This is a genomic window from Nocardia sp. NPDC059228 (assembly GCF_042754245.1).
Classification (GTDB): Bacteria; Actinomycetota; Actinomycetes; order Mycobacteriales; family Mycobacteriaceae; genus Nocardia.
Map to the genome: position 1 here is coordinate 118,069 of NZ_JBHZAL010000004.1, position 22,032 is coordinate 140,100.

General features: G+C 70.0%; 18 protein-coding genes. 10 read left to right on the top strand and 8 right to left on the bottom strand.

The window, feature by feature from the left end; all coding sequences use genetic code 11:
• The first annotated feature begins 27 nt into the window (after nucleotides 1-27).
• Together ureG and ACFXKA_RS08805 are read left to right on the top strand one after the other, a co-directional pair.
• Nucleotides 28-741 carry an urease accessory protein UreG gene (ureG, locus tag ACFXKA_RS08800; RefSeq protein WP_379426704.1) on the top strand — a complete coding sequence of 238 codons (714 nt, stop codon included), beginning with the start codon at nucleotides 28-30 and terminating at the stop codon, nucleotides 739-741.
• Nucleotides 731-1,381 carry an urease accessory protein UreD gene (locus ACFXKA_RS08805; protein WP_379426917.1) on the top strand — a complete coding sequence of 217 codons (651 nt, stop codon included), beginning with the start codon at nucleotides 731-733 and terminating at the stop codon, nucleotides 1,379-1,381. Before ureG ends, ACFXKA_RS08805 begins: the two co-directional genes overlap by 11 nt.
• A 25-nt stretch (nucleotides 1,382-1,406) precedes the next feature.
• Here ACFXKA_RS08805 and ACFXKA_RS08810 read toward each other — a convergent pair whose 3' ends face one another.
• Entirely contained in the window at nucleotides 1,407-2,411 is a 1,005-nt protein-coding gene (locus ACFXKA_RS08810) for a nucleotidyl transferase AbiEii/AbiGii toxin family protein (protein ID WP_379426705.1), read from the bottom strand.
• A 406-nt stretch (nucleotides 2,412-2,817) separates the two neighbouring features.
• On the opposite strand from ACFXKA_RS08810, the gene ACFXKA_RS08815 reads away from it, so the two are divergent.
• A complete protein-coding gene (locus ACFXKA_RS08815; RefSeq protein WP_354831900.1) occupies nucleotides 2,818-3,519 on the top strand; it encodes an SDR family oxidoreductase in 702 nt (233 codons plus the stop codon).
• Nucleotides 3,520-3,547: 28 nt separating this feature from the next.
• Nucleotides 3,548-3,967 carry a tautomerase family protein gene (locus tag ACFXKA_RS08820; protein ID WP_354831903.1) on the top strand — a complete coding sequence of 140 codons (420 nt, stop codon included), beginning with the start codon at nucleotides 3,548-3,550 and terminating at the stop codon, nucleotides 3,965-3,967.
• Between the two features lie 119 nt (nucleotides 3,968-4,086).
• Here ACFXKA_RS08820 and ACFXKA_RS08825 read toward each other — a convergent pair whose 3' ends face one another.
• The 5 genes from ACFXKA_RS08825 to ACFXKA_RS08845 all read right to left on the bottom strand — a co-directional run bounded on the left by ACFXKA_RS08825 (nucleotide 4,087) and on the right by ACFXKA_RS08845 (nucleotide 7,484).
• On the bottom strand, nucleotides 4,087-4,326 hold the full coding sequence (locus ACFXKA_RS08825) for a hypothetical protein (protein ID WP_379426706.1): 240 nt from the start codon (nucleotides 4,324-4,326) through the stop codon (nucleotides 4,087-4,089).
• Between the two features lie 197 nt (nucleotides 4,327-4,523).
• A complete protein-coding gene (locus ACFXKA_RS08830) occupies nucleotides 4,524-4,670 on the bottom strand; it encodes a hypothetical protein (protein ID WP_379426707.1) in 147 nt (48 codons plus the stop codon).
• Between the two features lie 16 nt (nucleotides 4,671-4,686).
• The gene (locus ACFXKA_RS08835; RefSeq protein WP_379426708.1) at nucleotides 4,687-6,135 is read right to left on the bottom strand and encodes an NAD(P)/FAD-dependent oxidoreductase; all 1,449 of its coding nucleotides are present in this window, start codon (nucleotides 6,133-6,135) and stop codon (nucleotides 4,687-4,689) included.
• Between the two features lie 216 nt (nucleotides 6,136-6,351).
• Complete coding sequence (locus tag ACFXKA_RS08840) at nucleotides 6,352-7,242, bottom strand: tat pathway signal sequence (RefSeq protein ID WP_379426709.1); 891 nt, start codon at nucleotides 7,240-7,242, stop codon at nucleotides 6,352-6,354.
• 89 nt (nucleotides 7,243-7,331) lie between these two features.
• Nucleotides 7,332-7,484 carry a hypothetical protein gene (locus ACFXKA_RS08845; RefSeq protein WP_326361853.1) on the bottom strand — a complete coding sequence of 51 codons (153 nt, stop codon included), beginning with the start codon at nucleotides 7,482-7,484 and terminating at the stop codon, nucleotides 7,332-7,334.
• A 231-nt stretch (nucleotides 7,485-7,715) separates the two neighbouring features.
• On the opposite strand from ACFXKA_RS08845, the gene recC reads away from it, so the two are divergent.
• The 5 genes from recC to ACFXKA_RS08870 all read left to right on the top strand — a co-directional run bounded on the left by recC (nucleotide 7,716) and on the right by ACFXKA_RS08870 (nucleotide 19,114).
• A complete protein-coding gene (gene recC, locus ACFXKA_RS08850) occupies nucleotides 7,716-11,036 on the top strand; it encodes an exodeoxyribonuclease V subunit gamma (RefSeq protein WP_379426710.1) in 3,321 nt (1,106 codons plus the stop codon).
• 49 nt (nucleotides 11,037-11,085) lie between these two features.
• The gene (locus ACFXKA_RS08855) at nucleotides 11,086-14,718 is read left to right on the top strand and encodes a UvrD-helicase domain-containing protein (RefSeq protein WP_379426711.1); all 3,633 of its coding nucleotides are present in this window, start codon (nucleotides 11,086-11,088) and stop codon (nucleotides 14,716-14,718) included.
• Complete coding sequence (gene recD / locus ACFXKA_RS08860; protein WP_379426712.1) at nucleotides 14,715-16,607, top strand: exodeoxyribonuclease V subunit alpha; 1,893 nt, start codon at nucleotides 14,715-14,717, stop codon at nucleotides 16,605-16,607. The genes ACFXKA_RS08855 and recD overlap by 4 nt, the downstream gene beginning before the upstream one ends.
• 174 nt (nucleotides 16,608-16,781) lie before the next feature.
• Nucleotides 16,782-17,624, top strand: coding sequence for an alpha/beta fold hydrolase (locus ACFXKA_RS08865; protein WP_379426713.1), 843 nt, complete (start codon nucleotides 16,782-16,784; stop codon nucleotides 17,622-17,624).
• Between the two features lie 35 nt (nucleotides 17,625-17,659).
• Entirely contained in the window at nucleotides 17,660-19,114 is a 1,455-nt protein-coding gene (locus ACFXKA_RS08870) for a flavin-containing monooxygenase (protein WP_379426714.1), read from the top strand.
• A 121-nt stretch (nucleotides 19,115-19,235) separates the two neighbouring features.
• On the opposite strand, the gene ACFXKA_RS08875 is transcribed toward ACFXKA_RS08870, so the two are convergent.
• Nucleotides 19,236-19,598 (bottom strand): hypothetical protein, encoded by a 363-nt coding sequence (locus tag ACFXKA_RS08875; protein ID WP_379426715.1) that lies wholly within the window; start codon nucleotides 19,596-19,598, stop codon nucleotides 19,236-19,238.
• Between the two features lie 47 nt (nucleotides 19,599-19,645).
• Complete coding sequence (locus ACFXKA_RS08880) at nucleotides 19,646-20,353, bottom strand: TetR/AcrR family transcriptional regulator (protein ID WP_379426716.1); 708 nt, start codon at nucleotides 20,351-20,353, stop codon at nucleotides 19,646-19,648.
• A gap of 89 nt (nucleotides 20,354-20,442) precedes the next feature.
• Between ACFXKA_RS08880 and ACFXKA_RS08885 the strand changes: the two genes are divergently transcribed.
• The gene (locus tag ACFXKA_RS08885) at nucleotides 20,443-22,014 is read left to right on the top strand and encodes a succinic semialdehyde dehydrogenase (RefSeq protein WP_379426717.1); all 1,572 of its coding nucleotides are present in this window, start codon (nucleotides 20,443-20,445) and stop codon (nucleotides 22,012-22,014) included.
• Nucleotides 22,015-22,032 lie beyond the last annotated feature (18 nt).

Sequence of the window (22,032 nt, forward strand, 5' to 3'; positions counted from 1 at the left end):
CAAGGATGGGGGTGAAAGGAGCCGCACATGCCACCTCACCTCATCGACGGGGAACCACACGACCACAGCCACGACCGGCCCAAGCGGGAGCGGACGCCGGGCGAGCCGCTGCGGATCGGGATCGGCGGGCCCGTCGGGTCGGGGAAGACCGCGCTGACCGCGGCCCTGTGCCGGCAGCTGCGGGACGAGCTCTCGCTGGCCGTGCTGACCAACGACATCTACACCACCGAGGACGCTGACTTCCTGCGCCGGCACGCGGTGCTGCCCGACGAGCGGATCACCGCGGTCCAGACCGGCGGCTGCCCGCACACCGCGATCCGCGACGACATCACCGCGAACCTGGACGCCATCGACGACCTGATCGAGGCGAACCCGCCGCTGGATCTGATCCTGGTCGAATCGGGCGGCGACAATCTGACCGCCACGTTCTCCTCCGGCCTGATCGACGCGCAGATCTTCGTGGTCGACGTGGCCGGTGGTGACAAGGTGCCGCGCAAGGGCGGACCGGGCGTGACCTGGTCGGATCTGCTGGTCATCAACAAGACCGACCTGGCCCCCATGGTCGGCGCGGATCTGGCCGTCATGGACCGGGATTCGACCAAGGTGCGCGAGGGCCGGCCGTTCGTGTTCACCTCCCTCACCGAGGACCCGGCCGCGACGCCGGTCCTGGCCTGGGTGCGCGAGCAGCTGCGTGTGGCGGCCGCGCAGGACGCGGCGGCGGGCAGTGCCCATTCGCACTGAGCTCCGCATCACCGCGACCGCCGGGACGCTGCCGCACATCCACGCGGTCGGCGGCCTGGCGGCACGGCATACCGGTGTGGACACGGTGCATATCATCGGCACCGCCGCCACCCCCCTCGGCGGCGACGTGCTGGACATCGTCGTCTCGGTGGGTGAGGGCGCACGGTTGACGGTCCGGTCGGTGGCCGCCACCATCGCGCTGCCCGGGCGCGAGACCCGGAAGTCCGTGGCGCACTGGCACTTCGACGTGGCCGCCGGCGGCGAACTCGATGTCGATCCCGAGCCGACGGTGGTCGCGGGCGGCGCCGAGCACGACACCTTCACCACCATCCGGCTGGAAGAGGGTGCGCGCCTGCGCATTCGGGAACGTATCCAGATCGGCCGCACCGGCGAGGACCACGGCTCCTGGAGCGGCGAGCTCACCGCCGACGTCGGCGCCACTCCACTCCTGCGTCACCGCCTCGAACTCGGCGCCGACACCATCACCGACGACGCCCTCTCGGCCCCGCGCGCACTGGAGAGTGTGCTCACCTACCCCGACGACCGCCCTGCCGACACCACCGGCCTGGACGCAGCACTCCTACCCCTCGCCGCAGGCGGCACCCTGTTCACCCGAACGGGTCGCCTGTTGATCCGCTGACCCGCGGTTCCCCTCTCGAGGAGATCTATGCCTCGGCTCGGGTGAGCGCTCGGACCAGTCGTTCGAGCCATTCGCGCAGGCTGCCGGTGACGTCAGGATGGTTCTGCCGGAACGTGTCCCAGCGGACGTTCCAGGTGAGGATGTCATCGGCTTCGAAATCGTCGGCTGCTGCGCCGAGGGCTCTGCGCAACAGCGGCCGGGGTAGCCGGATGCGCGGGGACTCCGCCAGGAGCACGGCGTCGTAGAGGTCCTTGCCCGCGCCGCCTTCGCGGAGGTCGACGTACTCCGAGTTCGTGGTGGATTCGGTGAACAGCCACAGGAGTTTCCATGCCAGGGACAGCTCCGGGCTCGCCGTGACGCAGGGGGTGGGCGCGCCGCCGTCACCGCGTGGCACGAGGGTCCAGACGGGCGAGTCGGGGAGGGATTGGTCGGCGGCGAAATCCACGTGGACCTCGCCTGCCATCGCGTCGGGGCCGGTCGTGTACCAGGGCACCCGGACCCTGAGGCCGGGGGTGTCGTAGTAGTCGAGGGCATAGCTCCCGTCCGCGGCGTCGTCGATACCGTCGGCGCTCAGGACCACGCCTGCCGGGGTCGCGGGTCGCTGCCGGATCGTCTCGATCAGGTTGTCCAGCAGGGGAGTCCAGGTGTGGTTCTCGCTGTAATCGTCCGGGTCCACCCAGTGCAGGCCCTCCGGCGGCAGGATCGGGCGCAGCCCGAAGGACTCGAACTGCTCGTCCTCCCACATCTCGTCGGTCACCGCTCCGAACGCGGCCTCGGGCCAGTGCTGCACCCAGGACATGTCGTCGACATACGGGAACGGGTCGGCCGGATCGGTGAAGGCGATATCGGTCGGGTCGGGGACGATCCAGTCCAGATCGGCCGGCGGCCTCGCCTTGTCGCCGACCCACGCGGCCATGGTGATACTCCCGCGCAGCACGAGGCCACGGCCCCACGGTGATTCGGCGATCAGCTCCAGCGTGTGGTCCAGCGCCGCCCGATGAGCAGCGCGGAACCGCGGTGTCCTCTCCACCTCCCTGACGCTAGAACAGGGGTGTGACAGGAAATCGCGGTCATTCCAGGTTGTAGACCGCGAAAGCGCCACGCGCCCAGCAGACTTGGACGATCGAGATCGGGAAGCTGTCACTGCGGAATTCTGCCCTTCCCGACACGGGGAGCTCCCTGATCTTGTCGCCAGCCTTGCGCCGCAACAGATTCGGGCCCGGATCGTCGCGCTGCGCTGGGTGCCTGGCCGGCGATGCTCGTCGCTACTGTCCGGTCCGGGCCCGAGATAGCGAGACCAGGTGGTTTCGCGGCGGCCTCGGCGAGATCGATGCCCACCCCGGCGACAGCAGATCCGCGACCTGTACCTGCTCGCCCAAGATGGCTATAGTTAGATATAGTCAGATGGGGGACCGCCGGTGAATCAGGAGGTAGATATGACGACAATCGAGGGCGCGAATGTCCTGGTGACGGGCGGGCAGCGCGGGTTGGGCCGTGCGTTTGCCCGGGAGTTTCTGGACCGCGGTGCGGCCAAGGTGTACGTGAGCGCGCGGAAGCCGGAGTCGAGTGACGATCCGCGGATCGTGCCGGTCGAGCTGGAGGTCACCGATCCGGATTCGATTTCCGCGGTCGCGGAGCGGGCCGGGGATGTGAGCATTGTGGTGAACAATGCGGGGGTGCTGCGGCCGGCTCCGCTGTTGCAGACCGAGATGGCGGATGTGGTGGAGACGTTCGAGACGAATGTCTTCGGGCCGCTGCGGATCGCGCGGGCCTTCGCGCCGATCCTCGCCGCGAACGGTGGTGGGGCGCTGGTGGATATCCACTCGGTGCTGTCCTGGAGTTCTGGGGCGGCTGCCTACGGCGCGTCGAAGGCCGCTCTCTGGTCGATCACCAATTCCCTGCGGATCGAATTGGCGGGGCAGGGTACGCAGGTGGTCGGTGTGCATCTTGGGTTCGCCGACACCGACATGGTGAAGGCCATCGCGGCGCCGAAGATCAGTCCGGCCGAGGTGGCGGCGGCGGTCGCCGACGGGCTGGAGCAGGGGGCGGCCGAGGTGCTCGTGGACGACTTCACCAGGCAGGTGAAGGCCGCGCTGTCCGGCCCGGTCGAGAGCCTCGTACTGCCGTTCGGTCGCTGAAAATCGGTCTCTTCCAAGGGAGTTCATCATGCCGCTGTGGCACATCTATCACCCCGCCGACACCCTCACGGCCGAGGACAAACAGAACTTCGCCAAGGACATCACGGCTTACTACGCGCGCTTCGGGCTGCCGGAGTTCTACGCGGTGGCGCTCTTCCACGAGGTCCCGGCCGACTCCTTCTACGTCGGCGGTGTATCGATCCCCGCGGTGCGGATCACCATCGACCATCTGGCACGGCAACTCGACGACCCCGATCTGCGCAAGCACATGAGCGAGCGCCTGCACGACCTCATGGCCCCGTACACCCTGGATCGCGGGTTGCATCTCGAATTCAATATCAACGAGGTACCCCGGGACACCTGGATGATCGGTGGACTGTTCCCGCCCCCGCCCGGCGGCCATATCGAGCGCGGCTGGGCCGAGGCGAACAAACCCATTCCCTACTGACCGAGGACGTGGCCCCGTATCGGGCGCGATGGGATGGCGGGGCTGGTGGGAACCGGCCCTCACCGCCGGTTCCCACCGCGAGCACAGCGGTGCTCGATCGAACTGGTCGTCGGCGAGGGTCAGTCGCCGACGACGCGGGGTGGAGCATCGAGCGCGTTGAACGCACCGACTGCGGCGGCAGCCGGCCACTGCGTCCTGGGCGCGTCGTCCTGCTGTGCCATCGGAGCGACCTCGGCCGGTGCCGCGTTCGCGGTGCCCGATCCGACGATCGCCAGTAATAGCGGAACCGCCCCTGCCGCAACCACATTGCCGACCTTGTTCCGGTGAGGGTTGAGTGGTCGGTGCTTACCTGCCGCCATGCAGAACCTTTCCGTCCAGGTAGAACATCTAGGGGTACATCGACGCTCGGCATTCGAACCCACCGGTCGCCTGGATTGGTGACAAAGTGGACAACCGGAAATCATTGCCATAACTGAAAATTAGCCGCTGTGTTCGTGAAAAGCCATGAAAGAGGCCGGAATCCAGTTCAGGGATTCCGGCCTCCGGGTATCTGCACTCACTCCCGAGTTGCCGACTCGTCGGCGACAATTCCGCCGACGGGTGCAGAGTCGTCGATTCCGCTCGCCGACTGCTCGGCCGGAGCATTTGGGGTGGCCAGCGCCAGGTAGTCGGCGCCCGCGGCCGCCACCACCGGCGCGGCCATCGGGTCGGGCTTGCTGTCAGCCCGCGCGCTGCTGCGAGGACTTCTCCGCTTCCGCATTCGCCGCGGATTTGCCGTTACCGGAAGAACTTTCGCCGCCGATCTGTTTGGCGAGCTGACGTGCCTCGGCTGGATCGTCGAGCGCCTCGAGCGCCAGCCGCGCGAACACCCACTGCTCGGTGGCGGCCATCTGACCGCGGTGGCGGCCCAGGAAGGAGACGAACCATTCGAGCACGGTCACGAAACGGCTGCGGAAGCCGACCAGGTACCACAGGTGCAGGCCCAGCCAGGCCAGCCACGCGAAGAAGCCGCTGAACTCCAGCTTGCCCACCTGGCACACCGCGCTGAATCGCGACACCGTGGCCATGGAGCCCTTGTCGAAGTACTTGAAGGGCTTGCGGTCGGCCACCGTCTGCTTGCCCGCGACCTCGGCCTTGATGGCCTTCGCGGCGTAGGTGCCGCCCTGGATGGCGCCCTGCGCCTGCCCGGGCACGCCCGGCACCGACATCAGGTCGCCGACCACGAAGACGTTCGGGTAGCCCTTGATGGTGAGGTCGGGTTCGACGATGACGCGCCCGGCCCGGTCCACCTCGGTGCCCTTGGACCGGTCGGCGAGGATCTTGCCCAGGCCGCTGGCCTGCACGCCGGCCGACCACACCTTGCAGGCGGATTCGATGCGCCGCTCGGAGCCGTCCTGGTCCTTGATGGTGACGCCGCGCGCGTCGACATTGGTGACCATGGCGTTGAGCTGGATCTCCACGCCCATCTTCTCCAGCCGCTGCTGCGCCTTGCCGCCGAGCTTGGGGCCCATCGGGGCGAGCACCGCGCCCGCGCCCTCGACGAGGATGACGCGCGCGTCGCGGGTGTCGATATTGCGGAAGGAGCCTTCCAGGGTGCGGTCGGCGAGTTCGGCGATCTGCCCGGCCAATTCGACGCCGGTGGGCCCGGCGCCGACCACCACGAAGGTCATGAAGCGGTCGCGGACTTCGGGATCGGTGGCGAGTTCGGCCTCTTCGAAGGAGCCCAGGATTCGCGCGCGCAGTTCGAGGGCGTCGTCGATGGTCTTCATGCCGGGTGCGTAGGTGGCGAAGTGGTCGTTGCCGAAGTAGGACTGCTGTGCGCCGGTGGCCACGATGAGACTGTCGAACGGGGTGACGTAGTCCTGGTTGAGCAGGCGCGAGGTGACGGTGCCGTTCTCGACGTCGATGTCGGTGACCTCGCCCATGACGACGCGCGCGTTCTGCTGCTGGCGCAGCACGATGCGGGTGGCGGGGGCGATCTCGCCGGTCGAGAGGATGCCGGTGGCGACCTGGTACAGCAGCGGCTGGAACAGGTGCGTGGAGGTCTTCGAGATGAGGGTGATGTCGACGTCGGCCTTGCGCAGCTGCTTGCAGGCGAACAGTCCACCGAACCCGGACCCGATCACCACCACGCGATGACGCTGTGCGACGGATTTCTCGGCGTTCATCTAGTTCCTGCTCCTCGCCAGACGGGGAAAGTACGACAACTCACCCGTAACGGTAATGCAGTGTGAGTAGCGCGGACCAATCAGGATCGACCGAAAACAGACCTTTTAGACAACAACCTTGAAACTACAATATCGGCGGTCGTCCGGCGAGGATTGCCCAGAAGCGCGCCACGGGCGGCCCCGGCCGTGCCGGAACCGCCCGTGCGGGGTTCGGTGTCAGCGCCCCTGGAACAGCAATTGCGCCACGTGCGTGGTGGTTTCGGAGCCGTCGGCGTATCCGCCCTGATCGCCCTGCTCGGTCATGATCGCGAGGGTGTAGCGCTCACCCGGGCCCGCGAAACCGACCGAATTGACCACCCAGCCGCCCTGCTCGTCGGACCAGCCGTTCTTCAGGCCCGGGTTCATGGCCGCGCCCGCGCCCCACACGCCCCAGTGCTGGTTGGTGTCGACATGACGCATGCGGTCGAGCAGGTAGGCGCGGTCGTCCGGGTGCATGCGGGTGAGGACGTTGTCCATCAGCCGGTCCAGGTCGGCGGGGGAGCACTGCTGGAAACCCCAGTCGGGAAACAGCTTGACCTGCTCGAACGAGGTGGTGGGCGGCATGGGGACCAGACCGGTCATGCCGTTGGCGCGGAAGGCGTTGTTGAACGACATGCGGTCGATGCCGGCGTACTTGTTCCACAGGATGTCGGCGGCATTGTCGTTGGAGGTTGCCAGCATGGACTCCATCAGCGCGCGGTCGTCGGGGCCGAGCTGGATGGCGCCGATCCGGGCGCGGTTCAGCAGATCCTCGGCGATTGCCAGCTTGATGGTGGAGGCGGTCCAGAAGTTGGTGTCCGCGTTGCCGTTTCGATAAATGCCGCCGGTGACGCGGTCACGCATCACGTAGCCGGTGACGCCGGGGCGGGTGCCGAGGTAATTGTCGACGGCCGCGATGCGGCTGCTCATATCGGCGTCGAATCCCGCGATCGGACCCTGGGTGTGCACCGGTGCGGCACCGGCCATGGGGACGAAGGCGGGGGCGGCCGGAATGAGGGCCGCGGCAGCGAGAACACAAGCGGAGGAGGCCACGCGCCGGGCCTTGGGGGAACGCACGAGGGAACACAATAGAGGGGACCATGCCCGATACGCACGTCTTGAGGTGAATCGGTGCCTGTGTTATCGAATCGACACTGTTGCACGGACTTTCACGCGAGTCAGTGGAAAGCCGCTTGTAGCTCTTCGATGCTGCGCCCATTGAGGCGGTAGCAGTGCTCGAATGCCTCGGTGTGCCGCTCCCGCGGCCACGACTGCAGCACCACGCCGCGTCCGTAATGCCGGGAGTTGACGAGTTCCCAGCGGTCTCCCACCCGCCGAACGGTGAACCCGGTTCTGGGCACGAGTGGAATCACCGAGGCAGACATCGACGCGGACCAGCCTTTCCTGAGAACTTCGAACCTCCCCGAAAGGCACTGTCGCATACCACACTCGAATTTCGGGGTGACGCGCCCTAGCAAATCCTGGGCATGTGGCAGGTGTCACCCGGCGAGCCGGGGCGCTCGGTGTTTGCATGTCGTTCGCCGACTGTATAAACACAGCTCGTGCACATTCACCGGGCCGAACGAGCGGATACGCTCGCCGACGCGCTGGCCGAGCTGCTCGCCGATCCGCTCGGCGATCCGTTCACCCCGGAGGTGGTGGCGGTTCCCGCCAAGGGGATCGAGCGCTGGCTGAATCAGCGGCTGGCCACGGTGCTCGGCTGTGGCGCGGCGGCCGACGGTATTTCGGCCAATATCGATTTCGCCGATCCGGCGGCCCTGGTGGCGGCGGTGCTGGCGGAGGCGACGGGGGTGGATCCGGAGCAGGATCCGTGGTCGCCGGAGCGGCTGGTCTGGACTCTGCTGCCGGTGCTGGACGGCGTGCTGGCCGAGCCGTGGGCCGCGGTGCTGGCGCGCCATCTCGGGCGCGGGGACGCGGGCGGCCATCGGGTCGGCCGCCGGTACGCGACGGCCGCGCGGATCGCGTCGCTGTTCGACAGCTACGCCACCCAGCGCCCGGCCATGATCACCGAGTGGGCCGACGGCCGCGACACCGACGGCGCGGGCCGGGCGCTGCCCGCGGATCTGGTGTGGCAGCCACTGCTGTGGCGGCGGCTGCGCAGCGTGGTCGGGGTGGCGAGTCCCGCCGAGCGCCTGGGCGCGGCGTGTGCGCGGCTGCGGGTGGAACCGTCCATCGTGTCGTTGCCGGAACGGATTTCGCTGTTCGGTGTGACCCGGCTGACCACCGATCAGCTGGAGGTGCTGTCGGCGCTGTCGGCGGAGCGGCAGGTGCACCTGTGGCTGGTGCATCCCAGCCCCGCGCTGTGGACCAAGCTCGCCGATGCCGAGGTGATCCCGAGTCCCGGTGTGCGCGTGCGGCATCCGCTGCTGGCGGCGCTGGGCCGGGACGTGCGGGAGCTGCAGCAGCGGCTGTCCGGGTACGACCACATCGACACCTATCACCCGCGCCCGGAGACGGCCGCGCCGCGCACGCTGCTGTCGGAGTTGCAGGCCGCGGTGCGGCAGGACCGGTGGTCGCTCATGCCGGAGCCGGGCCTGGCCGACGGGACCATCGCGGTGCACTCCTGCCACGGGCCGTCGCGGCAGGTGGAGGTGCTGCGCGACGCGCTGCTCGGACTGTTCGCCGCCGACCCGACGCTGGAGCCACGCGACGTCATCGTCATGTGCCCGGATGTCGAGCGTTACGCGCCGCTGGTGCGCGCGGCCTTCGGGCAATGGTCCCTCGACGGGGCCGAGCCCGGGCATCCGGCGCACGGGCTGCGGGTGCGGCTCGCCGATCGCGCGCAGCGGGCGGTCAATCCGGTGCTGGATGTGGTCGGCACGCTGCTGGAGCTGGCCGACGGGCGCGTCACCGTGACCGAGGTGCTGGATCTGTGTGCCGCCGAACCGGTTCGGGTGCGCTGCGGCTTCGACGACGACGATATCGAGCGGCTGCGGGAATGGGCCGCCGAGACCGGGGCGCGCTGGGGGATCGGGCAGCGGCAGCGGCAGGCGTTCGGGCTCGGCGACTTCGCGCAGAACACGCTCAATGCGGCGGTGGATCGCATCCTGCTCGGGGTGGCGGCCGGGGAATCCAGCGAGGACTGGCTGGATCTGGTACTGCCGCTGGACGACGTGGACAGCAATGACATCGATCTGGCCGGCCGGTTCGCCGAATTCGTGGACCGGCTGGCGGTGTGCCTGCGCGATCTGCGCGGGTCCACGCTGGAGGAACCGGCGGGCACCGCACGGCCCGCGGCCGAATGGGCGGCGGTGCTGGGCCGGGCACTGGACCTGCTCACCGAGATGCCCGCGAGCCAGGGCTGGATGGGTGTGCAGGCCCGCCGGGAACTGGCGACCGCGCTGGAGCCCGCCGGCGGGATTCCCTTGCGGCTCAGCGATATCGGGGCGCTGCTGACCGCCCGGCTGGCCGGGCGGCCCTCGCGCGCCAACTTCCGCACCGGCGAGCTGACGGTGTGCACCATGGTGCCGATGCGGTCGGTGCCGCACCGGGTGGTGGTGCTGCTCGGCCTCGACGACGAGGTGTTCCCGCGCGCGGGCGGCGTGGACGGCGACGACGTCCTGGCCCGGCACCGCTGTCCCGGGGATCGGGATCCGCGCAGCGAGGACCGGCAGCTGCTGCTGGACGCCATCATGGCCGCCGGGGAGCGACTCGTCCTGCTGCACACCGGATCCGATCCGGTGTCGGGTGCGCACCGCCCGCCCGCGATTCCACTGGCCGAGCTGCTCGACACGGTGCGCGCGCATGTCGGCGCAGCCGCCCTGGAACGGGTGGTGACGCGACATCCGTTGCAGCCCTTCGATCGTCGCAACTTCCGGCCCGAGCAGCCGTTCAGTTTCGACACCGTGGCACTGGCGGGCGCGCAGGCCGCCGGGCGCTCGCCGCAGCCGCGGCCGTTGTTCCTGGGCACGCCGCTGCCCGCGCGCGAACGCGGCGATGTGGAGCTGGCCGATCTGGTGGCCTTCGCCGAGCATCCGGTGCGGGCATTCCTGTGGCAGCGCTTGGGCATCCGGGTGCCGGAGGACGAGGAGGAGATCGCCGATCGCCTCCCGATCGAGCTCGACGGCCTGACCAAATGGAACATGGGCGAGCGGATGCTGTCCGCGCGCTTGACCGGCGTGGACCCGAACGTGCTGCGCGCGGCCGAATGGCGGCGCGGTACTCTGCCGCCGTTCACCATGGGCGCGGCCGTGCTCGACGAGGTGGAAGGCACCGTCGACCAGCTGGTGCGGGTGGCGCGCCCGCTGCACGAGATCCCCTCGCGCACCGTCGATATCGCCGTGGATCTGGGTGACGGCCGCCGCCTCACCGGTACCGTTCCCGACGTCCACGACGACGCGCTGCTGCGCACCACGTTCTCGCGGCTGGCTCCGAAACACCGGATGGCGGCCTGGATTCGCCTGCTCGCGCTGGCCGCGACCGGCACCCACCAGTCGTGGCGCGCCATCACCATCGGCCGCGGCAAACACCATCGCCCCGCCTGGCAGTCCACCCTCACCTCGCCGACCGCGCCCCTGGCCCGCGGCATCCTGCGCGACCTGGTGCTGCTGCGCGACGAGGGCCTGTCGGAACCCCTGCCCATCGCCCCCTCGGCCTCGGCCACCTACGCCGAACGCCGCCTCGCCGGTGCCTCCGCCGAGGACGCTCTGCGCGCCGCCGGACAGGACTTCGACGACCGCTTCGGCGAACACACCGACCGCTACTTCCGTCACATCCTGGGCCGGTCGCCGCGCTTCGACCAGCTGACCGAGGCCGCCGCACCCGCGCTCCCCGGCGTCGACTCCGAACCCACCCGTTTCGGCGATCTGGCACGCCGGCTCTGGAACCCCTTGCTCACCAACGAGAATCAAGGTCAGCCATGACCACCCCGAGGAGGAACCCCCTGCCCCTCACCGCGCCCGGGAGCCCCGAATGACCGACGACCTCTTCTCTCTCACCGATCCGGACCTGGCCCCCCGCCCGGCCACCCGCACGCGCCGCAGCAGCGACGGTCCCGCCGGTGAGAGGCGCCGCCGGGAGACCGCGTCCTCGATCGGCGACACCCCGGACCTGTTCGATCTGTCTGGCGCCGAGCCGGATTCGGCGATGCCGGGCGGCGAACGGGAGCGCGATCATTCCGGGGCCGCCGACGACGGGCTGTGGGATGCGCCCGCCGACGTCGGCGATGATGCTGGGCCGCAGGATGATTCGGTCGCCATTTCCGCAATTTCCCATCCGTTCGCGGATTCAGGGAATCGGTTCGAGCTGACGGGGCCGTTGCCGGTCGGGACCACCGTGCTCGAGGCGAGCGCGGGGACCGGGAAGACGTACGCCATCGTGGGGCTGGCGGTGCGGTTCGTGGCCGAGCTGGGGGTGGATGTCTCCGAGTTGCTGCTGGTGACATTCAGCCGGGCGGCGACGCAGGAGTTGCGGGAGCGGACGCGGGACCGGTTCGTGGGAGTGGCGGCGGCACTGGGGGATCCGGAGCGGGCGGTGACGTCGGGGGACGAGCTCATCCGGCATCTGGCGCAGGGGCATCCGGGGGAGATCGCGACGCGGCGGGAGCGGCTGCTGGCGGCGCTGTCGGACTTCGACGCGGGAACCATTGCCACCACGCACAGTTTCTGTCAGCGGATGCTGGACGAGCTGGGGCTGGCGGGGGAGCAGGATCCGGGAGTGCGGCTGGTGGAGGGGATCGAGGATGTGGTGTCCACGGTCGCCGATGACCTCTATCTGAGCCGGTACGCACGTGGCGGTGCGCCGTTCGGGCCCGCCGACGCGCAGCGGCTGGCCGCGGCCGCGGTCGGGGATCCGCACGCCCTGCTGCTGCCCGAGGCCGAGGGCGAGGAGGATCCGGCGGCCGAGCGGGTGGCGTTCGCGACGGCGGTGCGGGTGGAAACGGCTCGGCGGAAACGGCTTTCGGGCCTGCGGGACTTCGACGACCTGCTGGTGCTGCTGCACGAGGTGCTGGCCGATCCCGAGCACGGGCCGCGCGCCTGCCAGCGCATCCGGGACCGGTACCGGGTGGCGCTGGTCGACGAATTCCAGGACACCGACCCGCTGCAGTGGGACATCCTGCGCCGCGCTTTCCACGGACACGCCACCCTGGTGCTGGTCGGCGACCCGAAGCAGGCCATCTACGCCTTCCGCGGCGCGGAGGTGCTCAGCTATCTGGACGCGGTGGCGCACGCCGACAGCAAGCGCGAGCTCACCACCAACCGGCGCAGCGACGCGGGCCTGCTGACCGCGCTCGAGCATCTCCACGGCGGTGCGGCCCTGGGGCACAAGGAGATCACCGTGCACCGGGTGGCGGCGACCAGGCCGTTCTCGCGGCTCTCCGGCGCGCCGGAGCGGATCACGCCCCTGCGACTGCGGTGCCTGCCGCGCAGTGGCGCGGGTCCGCTCAACAAGTCCGGGTATCCGACGGTCGGCCGTCAGCGGGAACGGGTCGCCGTCGACGTGGCCGCCGATATCGTGGGCCTGCTCGCATCCGGGGTGCTCATCGACGCGGGCACACCCGGCGAAAGGCCGATCGGGCCGGGCGATATCGCGGTCCTGGTCCGTAACCGGAACCAGCTGGAAATGGTGCGTACCGAACTGGAGGCGGCCGGTGTCGCCTCGGTGCTGGCGGGCGGTGCGAGCGTATTCGGCACGCCCGCGGCCACCGAATGGCTGTGGGTGCTGCACGCTTTGGAGCAGCCGCACCGCGCCGACCGGGTACGCCTGGCCGCCGGCACCGCGTTGCTCGGGCTGAGCGCCGAGGACATCGACGCCGGGGGAGCGGATCTGGTCGGCCGGCTCAGCGCCGAGCTGCGCGACTCGGCCCGCCTGTTCGCCCGCGCGGGCTTCGCCGCCGTCGCCGAAAAGCTCAGCGCCGAAACGAAATTGGCCCCCCGACTGCTAGCTCTCGAGGGCGGCGAACGCCAGCTCACCGATCTGCGCCAGATCGCCCAGCTGCTCGACGACGCGGCCCTGCGCGAGGGCCTGGGCCTGTCGGCGCTCACCCGCTGGCTGGCCGACCGGGTGCGTGATCCGGCCTCCGGCAGCGTCGCCGACCGCAGCCGGCGCCTGGACCGCGACGCCGCCGCCGTGCAGGTCGCCACCGTACACGCCAGCAAGGGCCTCGAATTCCCGGTCGTGTACCTGCCTTTCGCGTGGGACGCGGCCAAACTGCGCAACCCGCCGACCCTGCTGTTCCACGACGAGCAGGGCCGCCGCGTCCTCGATGTCGGCGGTCCGGACGCGCCCGGCTACAGCTCCCGCCGCCTGCGCGCCGAGGCCGAGGAGCAGGCCGAGGAACTGCGCCTGCTGTATGTGGCCCTCACCCGGGCCGGCGCGCAGATCGTGGCCTGGTGGGCCCCCGCCTACGACACCCAGACCGCGCCATTGCACCGCATGCTGCTGGGCCGCGAGCCCGGCAGCCCGGCCGTCGCCGACAAGGTGCCGGTACCCGCGGATTCGGTACTGCTGGAACGCATCCGGGAGTGGGCCGCCACCGCGGCACCGGGCGTGATCGCCGTCGAGCCGGTGCGCGAGATCACCCGCGCCCGCCTGCCGATCGACGACACCGCCACCGCCACCGAGCCTTTGGCGGCCGCCCACTTCGGCCGGGCGCTCGACCAGGCGTGGCGGCGCACCTCCTATTCGGCGCTCACGGCGGGAGCGCACGACGCCCTGCCCGCGGCCGATCTGCCCGAGGGCAGCGGCGTCGCCGACGAACCGGCCACCCCGTCCGTGCTCGCCGAGGACCTCACCGTCTTCGCGGGAGCCAGGCCGTCGCTGATGAATTCGCTGCCCTACGGCGCGGAGTTCGGCACGCTCGTGCACGAGGTCCTCGAATACGTCGACACCGACGCCCCCGACCTGGCCGCCGAGATCCGCGCGCGGGTCCAGCACGCGGTGAGCGAGCAGATGTTCGACGCCGACCCGGACGTGCTGTCGGACGCGCTGCTGGCGGTCATGCACACGCCGATCGGTTTCGGCGCGCTCGCCGACTTCTCGACCCGGGATCGCCTGAGCGAGCTGGACTTCGAGCTCCCGCTGGCCGGTGGCGACCATCCGGTCGCGGCGCGGGTGACCGTCCCGCGGATCGCCGACCTGCTGCGCCGCCACCTGCCCGCCGACGATGTCTTCGCCCCCTACGCCGACCAGCTGGCCCACCTCGACGACACCCCGCTGCGCGGCTACCTCACCGGCAGCATCGACGCCGTGCTGCGCACCACCGGACCGCGATTCGTGGTCGTCGACTACAAGACCAACCGCCTCGGCACCGGCGACCTCACCGTCGCGCACTACACCCACGAGCGGATGGCCGCGGAGATGATGCGCTCGCACTACCCGCTGCAGGCCATCCTGTATTCCGTTGCCCTGCACCGGTATCTGCGCTGGCGGCTGCCCGGTTACGACCCGGTCGCGCACCTCGGTGGTATCCGCTACCTGTTCGTGCGCGGCATGGTCGGACCCGACACCCCGGACGGCTGCGGCGTTTTCGACTGGCTGCCGCCCGCGGACCTGATCGTCGAGCTGTCGGCCCTGCTGGCCGGGGACCCGGAGGTGGCGCGATGACCGCGATCCAGCTGGCGCAGCGCGGCACCGGCCCGCTGCAGGTGTTCAATGCCGCCGGGGTGCTGTCGGCGGCCGACGTGCATGTGGCGCTGCGGCTCGCGCGGCTCGGCGGCGAGCGGTCCCCGGCCGTCGTCTTCGCCACCGCCCTGGCCGTGCGCGCGGTGCGCTCCGGGTCGGTGTGCCTGGAGGTCCGGCGCATGCACGAGATCGGCGTCGACGCCGAGGGCGCCGAGGAGTCGGCGATCGACCCGGCCACCCTGCCGTGGCCGGACGTGGATTCGGTCATCGCGGCGCTGCGGGTGAGTCCGCTGGTGACCGGCAGCCCGTCCGGGCCGCTGCGCCCGCTGCGGCTCATCGACCCGCCCGGCGCGAACGACTCGGGTCCGCTGCTCTACCTCGACCGGTACTACCGGCAGGAGGAGACCATCCGCCGCGTCCTCACCGAACGTGCCGCCACCCATCCCATGGTGGACGCGGAACTCGTGCGCCGTGAACTGGATCGGCTCTTCCCCGACCACGCCGGCCCCGGCGAGCCGCCGGACCGGCAGCGGCTGGCGGCCGCCCTGGCCACCACCCAGTGGACCACCGTGATCGCGGGCGGCCCCGGCACCGGCAAGACCCACACCATCGCCCGGGTGCTGGCCCTGCTGGTCGCGCATCAGCAGGCCGTGCCGGGCGCGCCCGCCCTGCGCATCGCCCTGGCTGCCCCGACCGGCAAGGCCGCCGCCCGCATGCAGGAATCGGTGCGCGAGCAGGCGGGCGAGATCGGCTTGCCCGAGCTGACCGCCGCCACGCTGCACCGCCTGCTGGGCTGGCAGCGCGGCGGCGCGGGCCGGTTCAAACACAACGAGTTCAACCGGCTGCCCTACGACGTCATCGTGGTCGACGAGACCTCCATGGTGTCGCTGACCATGATGAGCCGCCTGCTGCCCGCCGTGCGGCCCGATGCCCGCCTGGTGCTGGTCGGCGACCCGGACCAGCTGGCCTCGGTCGACGCGGGCGCGGTGCTCGCCGACCTGGTCGCGGGACCCGTTCCGGGACAGGCGAATCCGGCGCTGGAGCGCATTCTCGGCGGCGATCCGGCCGCCGCTGCCGCCCATCCGGACGCCCTGTCCGGGCGGGAGCGGGAACGCCTGCGGGGCGGCATCGTCCGGCTCACCCGCGGCCGCCGCTTCGGGGGGCGCATCGCGGAACTGGCCGTCGCGATCCGGGCCGGTGACGCGGACTCCGCCCTGGCCCTGCTGGCCGACGGCGGCGACGAACTGTCGCTCTACCCGCCCGACGACATCACCGACGTGCGCGCCGACGTCCTGCGCGCCGCCCGCGAGGCCACCGACGCCGCCGTCGACGGGAACGCGACCGCCGCGCTCACCGCGCTGGAATCCCATCGGCTGCTGTGCGCCCACCGCCAGGGCCCCTACGGTGTCGAACGCTGGGATCGCCTGGCCGCCGGCTGGGTCACCGCGGCCGGGATCAGCGCCGATCCCGGTAGCGGACACTGGTACCCGGGCCAGCCGCTGCTGGTCACCGCCAACGACCACGAGGCTCGCATCTACAACGGCGACACCGGCGTCATCGTCCGCGCGACCGACGGCACCCTGCGCGCCGCCCTGCAGCGCGGTACCGAGCCCTACCTGGTGCATCCCACCCAGTTCCCCGGTGTGACCACCGTCTACGCCATGACCATCCACCGCAGCCAGGGCAGCCAGTACGACACCGTGTCGGTCGTGCTGCCCGGACCGGAGTCCACGCTGCTCACCCGCGAACTGCTGTACACGGCCATCACTCGCGCCCGGCGGCATGTCCGCATCCTCGGCACCGAGGAATCCATCCGCTCCGGCATCGCCCGCCGTGTGCTGCGCGCCAGCGGCCTGCGCAACCGGGAATGACTCGCCGCGCCGACCTCGCAACACCTGGCCACCGCCGGAGTATCCCGCTGGTAGGCCGGCCCGCGGTGGCGCGATCGGCGTAGCGTGGACGGGGCCCGATACGGCTGTCGCCGTGGTCTTTCGGAGTGTGTGCGACCGAAAGTGGCGCGTGCGGCCGAAAGCGGAAGGTTGCCCATGGCCGAGTGGGAAGGCGAGCGGTCCACGGATACCGTGGTGTCCGCGGACGGTACCCGGATCGCCTACGTGACCGAGGGAACGGGGCCGGGGGTGATCGTGGTCCCGGGGGTGCTGGCGATGGCGCAGGGGTACAGCGGGTTCGCCGACGCGCTGGCCACCGCGTTCACGGTGCACACGATCGAGCGGCGCGGGCGCGGGGACAGCGGCCCGCAGCGGCCCGGCCACGGCGTCGAGGACGACTGCGCGGATGTGCGCGCGCTCCAGGACGAGACGGGTGCGGCGTTCCTGGTGGGGCATTCGTACGGCGGGTTCGTCGCCCTCGAGGCGGCGCGGAACAATCCGGGCACCCGCAAGGTCGCGGTGTACGAGCCGGGCCTGTCGGTGGGGGGTTCGATGCCGTCCGACTGGATGGGTCCCTACGAGAAGTACCTGGCCCAGGGCAAACCCTTCGATGCCTTCGTCGAATTCATCCGTGCGATCGGCCCGGACGGCGCGCGCAAGGTCCCGCGCTGGATGTTCCGCCGCATGATGCCGATGTTCATGGAAGCGCCCGAGATGGACATGGTCATCGGGCAGCTGCCGCAGAATCTCATCGAGCACCGCCAGTACGTGCGGCTCGACGGTACCTACCACCACTACGCCGAGATCACCGCCGAGGTGCTGCTGCTCGAGGGCGACAAGGATCAGCGCGCGTGGACGGCCTCCGATCAGGAGCTGCTGGCCTCGGTGATCCCGCACTGCGAACGCGTCACCGTGCCGGGACTCGACCATTTCGGCATCGACAAGGGCGATCCGGATCGGGTGGCGGGCTTGGTGGGCGAATTCTTGTCGCGTTCGTAGTGGGTCTCGCTCACCGCGGTCGATAGGCTGGGGCTATGGCCACTACGCCCGAGCACGTCGAGGTGCTGATTGTCGGGGCCGGACTGTCCGGTATCGACGCCGCCTACCATCTGCAGCGCGCCTTCCCGTGGCGGACCTACGCCATTCTGGAGATGCGCGAGGCCAGCGGCGGCACCTGGGATCTGTTCCGCTACCCCGGGATTCGCTCCGACTCGGACATGTTCACCCTCGGCTACCGATTCCGGCCGTGGCTGGGGGAGAAGGCCATCGCCGACGGCGGCTCGATCCTGGAGTACGTGCGCAACACCGCGGCCGAGAACGGAATCGACTCGCACATCCGCTACCGGCACAGGGTGGTTCGGGCGGAATGGTCTTCGGCGGACAACCGCTGGACCGTCACCGCCGACCATGACGGCCAGTCGGTCACCATGACCGCGAACTTCCTGTTCAGCTGCTCGGGCTACTACCGCTACGACGAGGGCTACACCCCGGACTTCGCAGGCACCGAACGCTTCCCTGGCCCGATCATCCACCCGCAGCACTGGCCCGGCCATGTCGATGTCGAGGGCAAGCGGGTGGTCATCATCGGCTCCGGCGCCACCGCCGTCACCCTGGGACCCGCCCTGGTCGAGGAGGGCGCGCACGTGACCATGCTGCAGCGGTCACCCTCGTACATCATCTCCCTGCCCGACCGCGACGACCTCGCCGACCGCGCCCGCGCATACCTGCCCGCGCGCATCGCCTACGGCCTGACCCGCGCCAAGAATGTCGCCCTCAGCACGCTGATGTACCAACTGTCGCAACGCTATCCGAAGCGCGTGCGGGCCTGGATTCGCGGCTTTCAGAAACGCTGGCTGCCCGATGGCTACGACATCGACACCCACTTCAACCCGACCTACGGGCCGTGGGATCAGCGACTGTGCCTGTCGCCCAACGGCGATCTGTTCCGCGCCATCCGCGAGGGTCGGCTGGATCTGGTCACCGACCGCATCGACACCTTCACCGAGACCGGGCTGCGCCTCGAATCCGGCCGCGACCTCGACGCCGATCTCATCATCACCGCAACGGGTTTGAACCTCATCCCCTTCGGCGGCGTCGAACTGGTGGTGGACGGCCGCAAGGTCCACCTCCCCGACACCATGGCCTACAAGGCCACGATGCTCTCGGATGTCCCCAACTTCGCCTTCGTCATGGGCTACACCAACGCCTCCTGGACACTGAAGGCGGATCTGGTGTGCGAGTACGTGGTTCGCCTGCTGCGCCACATGGACGCCCACGGCTACGCCACGGCGACCCCGGTGCGCGACCCGTCCATCGGCACCGCGCCCTTCCTGAACTTCGAGCCCGGCTACGTGCTCCGGGCCCTCGACATCCTCCCCAAAACGGGCGACCGCGCCCCCTGGCGCCTCTATATGAACTACCTTCGCGACCTCCCCAAACTCCGCTACGGCCGAATCACCGACCCCGCCATGCGCTTCGAGCGGGCCTGACTCCCACGGAAGCAAATCCATTGCAGCTCAGGTGATCAGCTCTTCCGGGTGGGGCGACTGACGGGCAGTGACCGCCCCGTCTCCAAAATCGACGATAGGACAGGCGGATGCGCCGCCTCGGCTAATTTCCTGGGAATTCGATGGCCGGATCCTGATCCGAGCCGAGCAGGAAGTGACCCAGGAACACGACGTCCTCGTCGAGCGCGTCGAACTGGGCGATGCGCACCGCCTCCGGTTCGAAGAACACATCGCCCGGCCGCAGCACGACCAGCGGTTCGCCCTCGATCCGGTAGGCCACCGAGCCGGACACGATGCTGCCCACCACGGGACCATCGTGCGTGTGCAGGCCGGCCGCCGTGCCCGCGGGCATGGAGATGCGGCGGGTCTGGATGCGGTCGGTGCGCTTGGCGGGCGTCACCGTGACGTCCTGGACGATGGCGCGGGTGACGGCCGAGAAGGATTGGGGCGGCGTGGTTTCCGGCATGCGCCGAGCCTAGACCCGCGGCGCCGATGGCCGACCTGCCGGACCGGTCAGTCCTGGGTGGATTCGAACAACCCCGGAATCGTCAGCGCGTATTCGACATCCGCGCGCGTGCCGAGCATGGTGAGCACCCCCCGGATCATGGTCAGCCGGGCCGCGTCGATGGTGGCCTGATCGGGTTCGCCGTGCGGTGCGTCCGCGGAAATGCGGTAGACGACGAATTCGCAGGTCTGCAGCGCGGTATCGAGGTCGAGATCGGTGGGGGCCGGCCGCCCCAGGCCGGTGATCTTGGTGCGCACCAGGTCCCGGATGTCGTCGATGGCCTGCTCGCGATAGGCCGACACCGGCGAGCCCGGATCGTGCAGTTCGGCGAACAGCGGCGCCAGCATCCGGCCGTGACCACCCGCCCAGTGCAGATACGCCTCGATCATATTGATGCCGAGATCGACCGGTTGCTCGCTGCGTTCCAGCGCGGACCGGATGCCGCCGACCAGGTCCTCGTTGGAGACCGTGAGCACCGCGTGCAGCGGCTCGACGGCATTGGCGAAATAGCGGTAGAAGGTGGGCCGCGCCAGCCCGGCCTTCTCGATGATCCGCGCCACGCTCAGCCCGCGCGAACCCTGTTCGGCGAACACCTCGGCGGTAGCCAGCACGATGCGGGCGCGCACCTGGTCGGCCTGCTTCTCCGTCTGCGGCGGGCGGCCGCGGCGGGCCGGGGTGCCCTTGCCCGCCGGAGGGCTTGACATGGTGTGCGTCACGTCCATTAATCTAACACCAGTGTTCATGTAACACCGATGTTCAGTTAATAATGGGTTTCACCCGCACCGACTCCTCGAGAGGGCGACCAATGACGACTGCCCCGCAGCTCGCCGCCGCCGATGCGCTGCCTTTTGACCTGGTCCAGCGCCTGCTCGGCCACGCCGTCGCGGGCGGTGCGCCCTCGGTGGAGGTGTTCGCGCCCGCCACCGGCGCCAAGATCACCGACCTGCCGCAGTCCTCGGTCAGCGATATCGAGGCCGCCTTCGCCACCGCGCGCGCCGCGCAGCAGGAATGGGCGAGGGTGCCGGTCGGGGAGCGGGCCGCACTGCTGGGCCGCATCCACGACCTGGTGCTGGCCGAGCAGGACACCATCCTCGACATCATCCAGCTCGAGACCGGCAAGTCCCGGGTACACGCCTTCGACGAGGTCTCCGACGTCGCGGTGAACACCCGCTACTACGCCGCCGAGGGCAAATCGATTCTGGCGCACCGCAAGCCGCGCGGCGTCATGCCGGTCCTCACCCAGGTGGAGGTGCGCAACCGGCCCAAGGGCGTGGTCGCGGTCATCTCGCCCTGGAACTACCCGCTCGCGCTGGGCGCCTCCGACGCGCTGCCCGCGCTGCTGGCCGGCAATGCCGTCATCGGGCGGCCGGACAACCAGACCGCGCTGACCCTGCTCTGGGCCATCGACATCGCCGAGCGCGCCGGTCTGCCCAAGGGCCTGTGGCAGGCGGTGCTCGGGCGCGGCGCGGTGGTCGGCACCGAGGTCATCGCGCGCGCCGACTACGTCGACTACACCGGATCCAGTGCCACCGGGCGCACCATCGCCCAGCAGGCGGGGGAGCGGCTGATCGGGTATTCGCTCGAGCTCGGCGGCAAGAACCCGCTGCTGGTGCTCGCGGACGCCGACGTCTCGGCCGCCGCCAAGATCGCGGTGCGGGCCTGCTTCGCCTCCGCCGGGCAACTGTGCGAATCGATCGAGCGAATCTATGTGCACGACACGGTGTACGACCAGTTCGTCACCGAATTCGTGGCCCACACAAAGAAATTGGGTCTCGGCAAGACCCTCGACTACAGCTACGAGATCGGGTCGCTGACCTTCCCGCGCCAGATCGACACCGTCAGCAAGCACGTCGACGACGCGGTCGCCAAGGGCGCCACGGTCCTCGCCGGCGGCAAGGCGCGGCCGGACCTCGGCCCCTACTTCTACGAGCCCACCATCCTCGCGGGCGTGCGCGAGGGCATGACCGTCTACCGTGAGGAAACCTTCGGACCGGTCGTGTCGGTCTACCGCGTGTCCAGCGACGACGAAGCCGTCGCCCAGGCCAACGACACCGCCTACGGCCTCAATGCCAGTGTGTGGAGCCGCGATACCGCCCACGGCCGCGAGGTCGCCGCGCGAGTGCGCGCCGGATCGGTGAATGTGAACGAGGGCTTCATCGCCGCGTGGGGCTCGGTGGCCGCGCCCTCGGGCGGGCTCGGCATCTCCGGCACCGGCCGCCGGCACGGGCCCGAGGGCCTGCTGAAGTACATCGACACCCAGACCATCGCGGTACAGCGGGTGCTGCCGATCGCACCGCTGCCGGGCATGTCGGAACAGCTGTGGGCCAAGACGATGACGCTCTACCTGGGCGTCATGAAGACACTGCGGCAGAAGTGATTCCGCAGTTCATTCGAC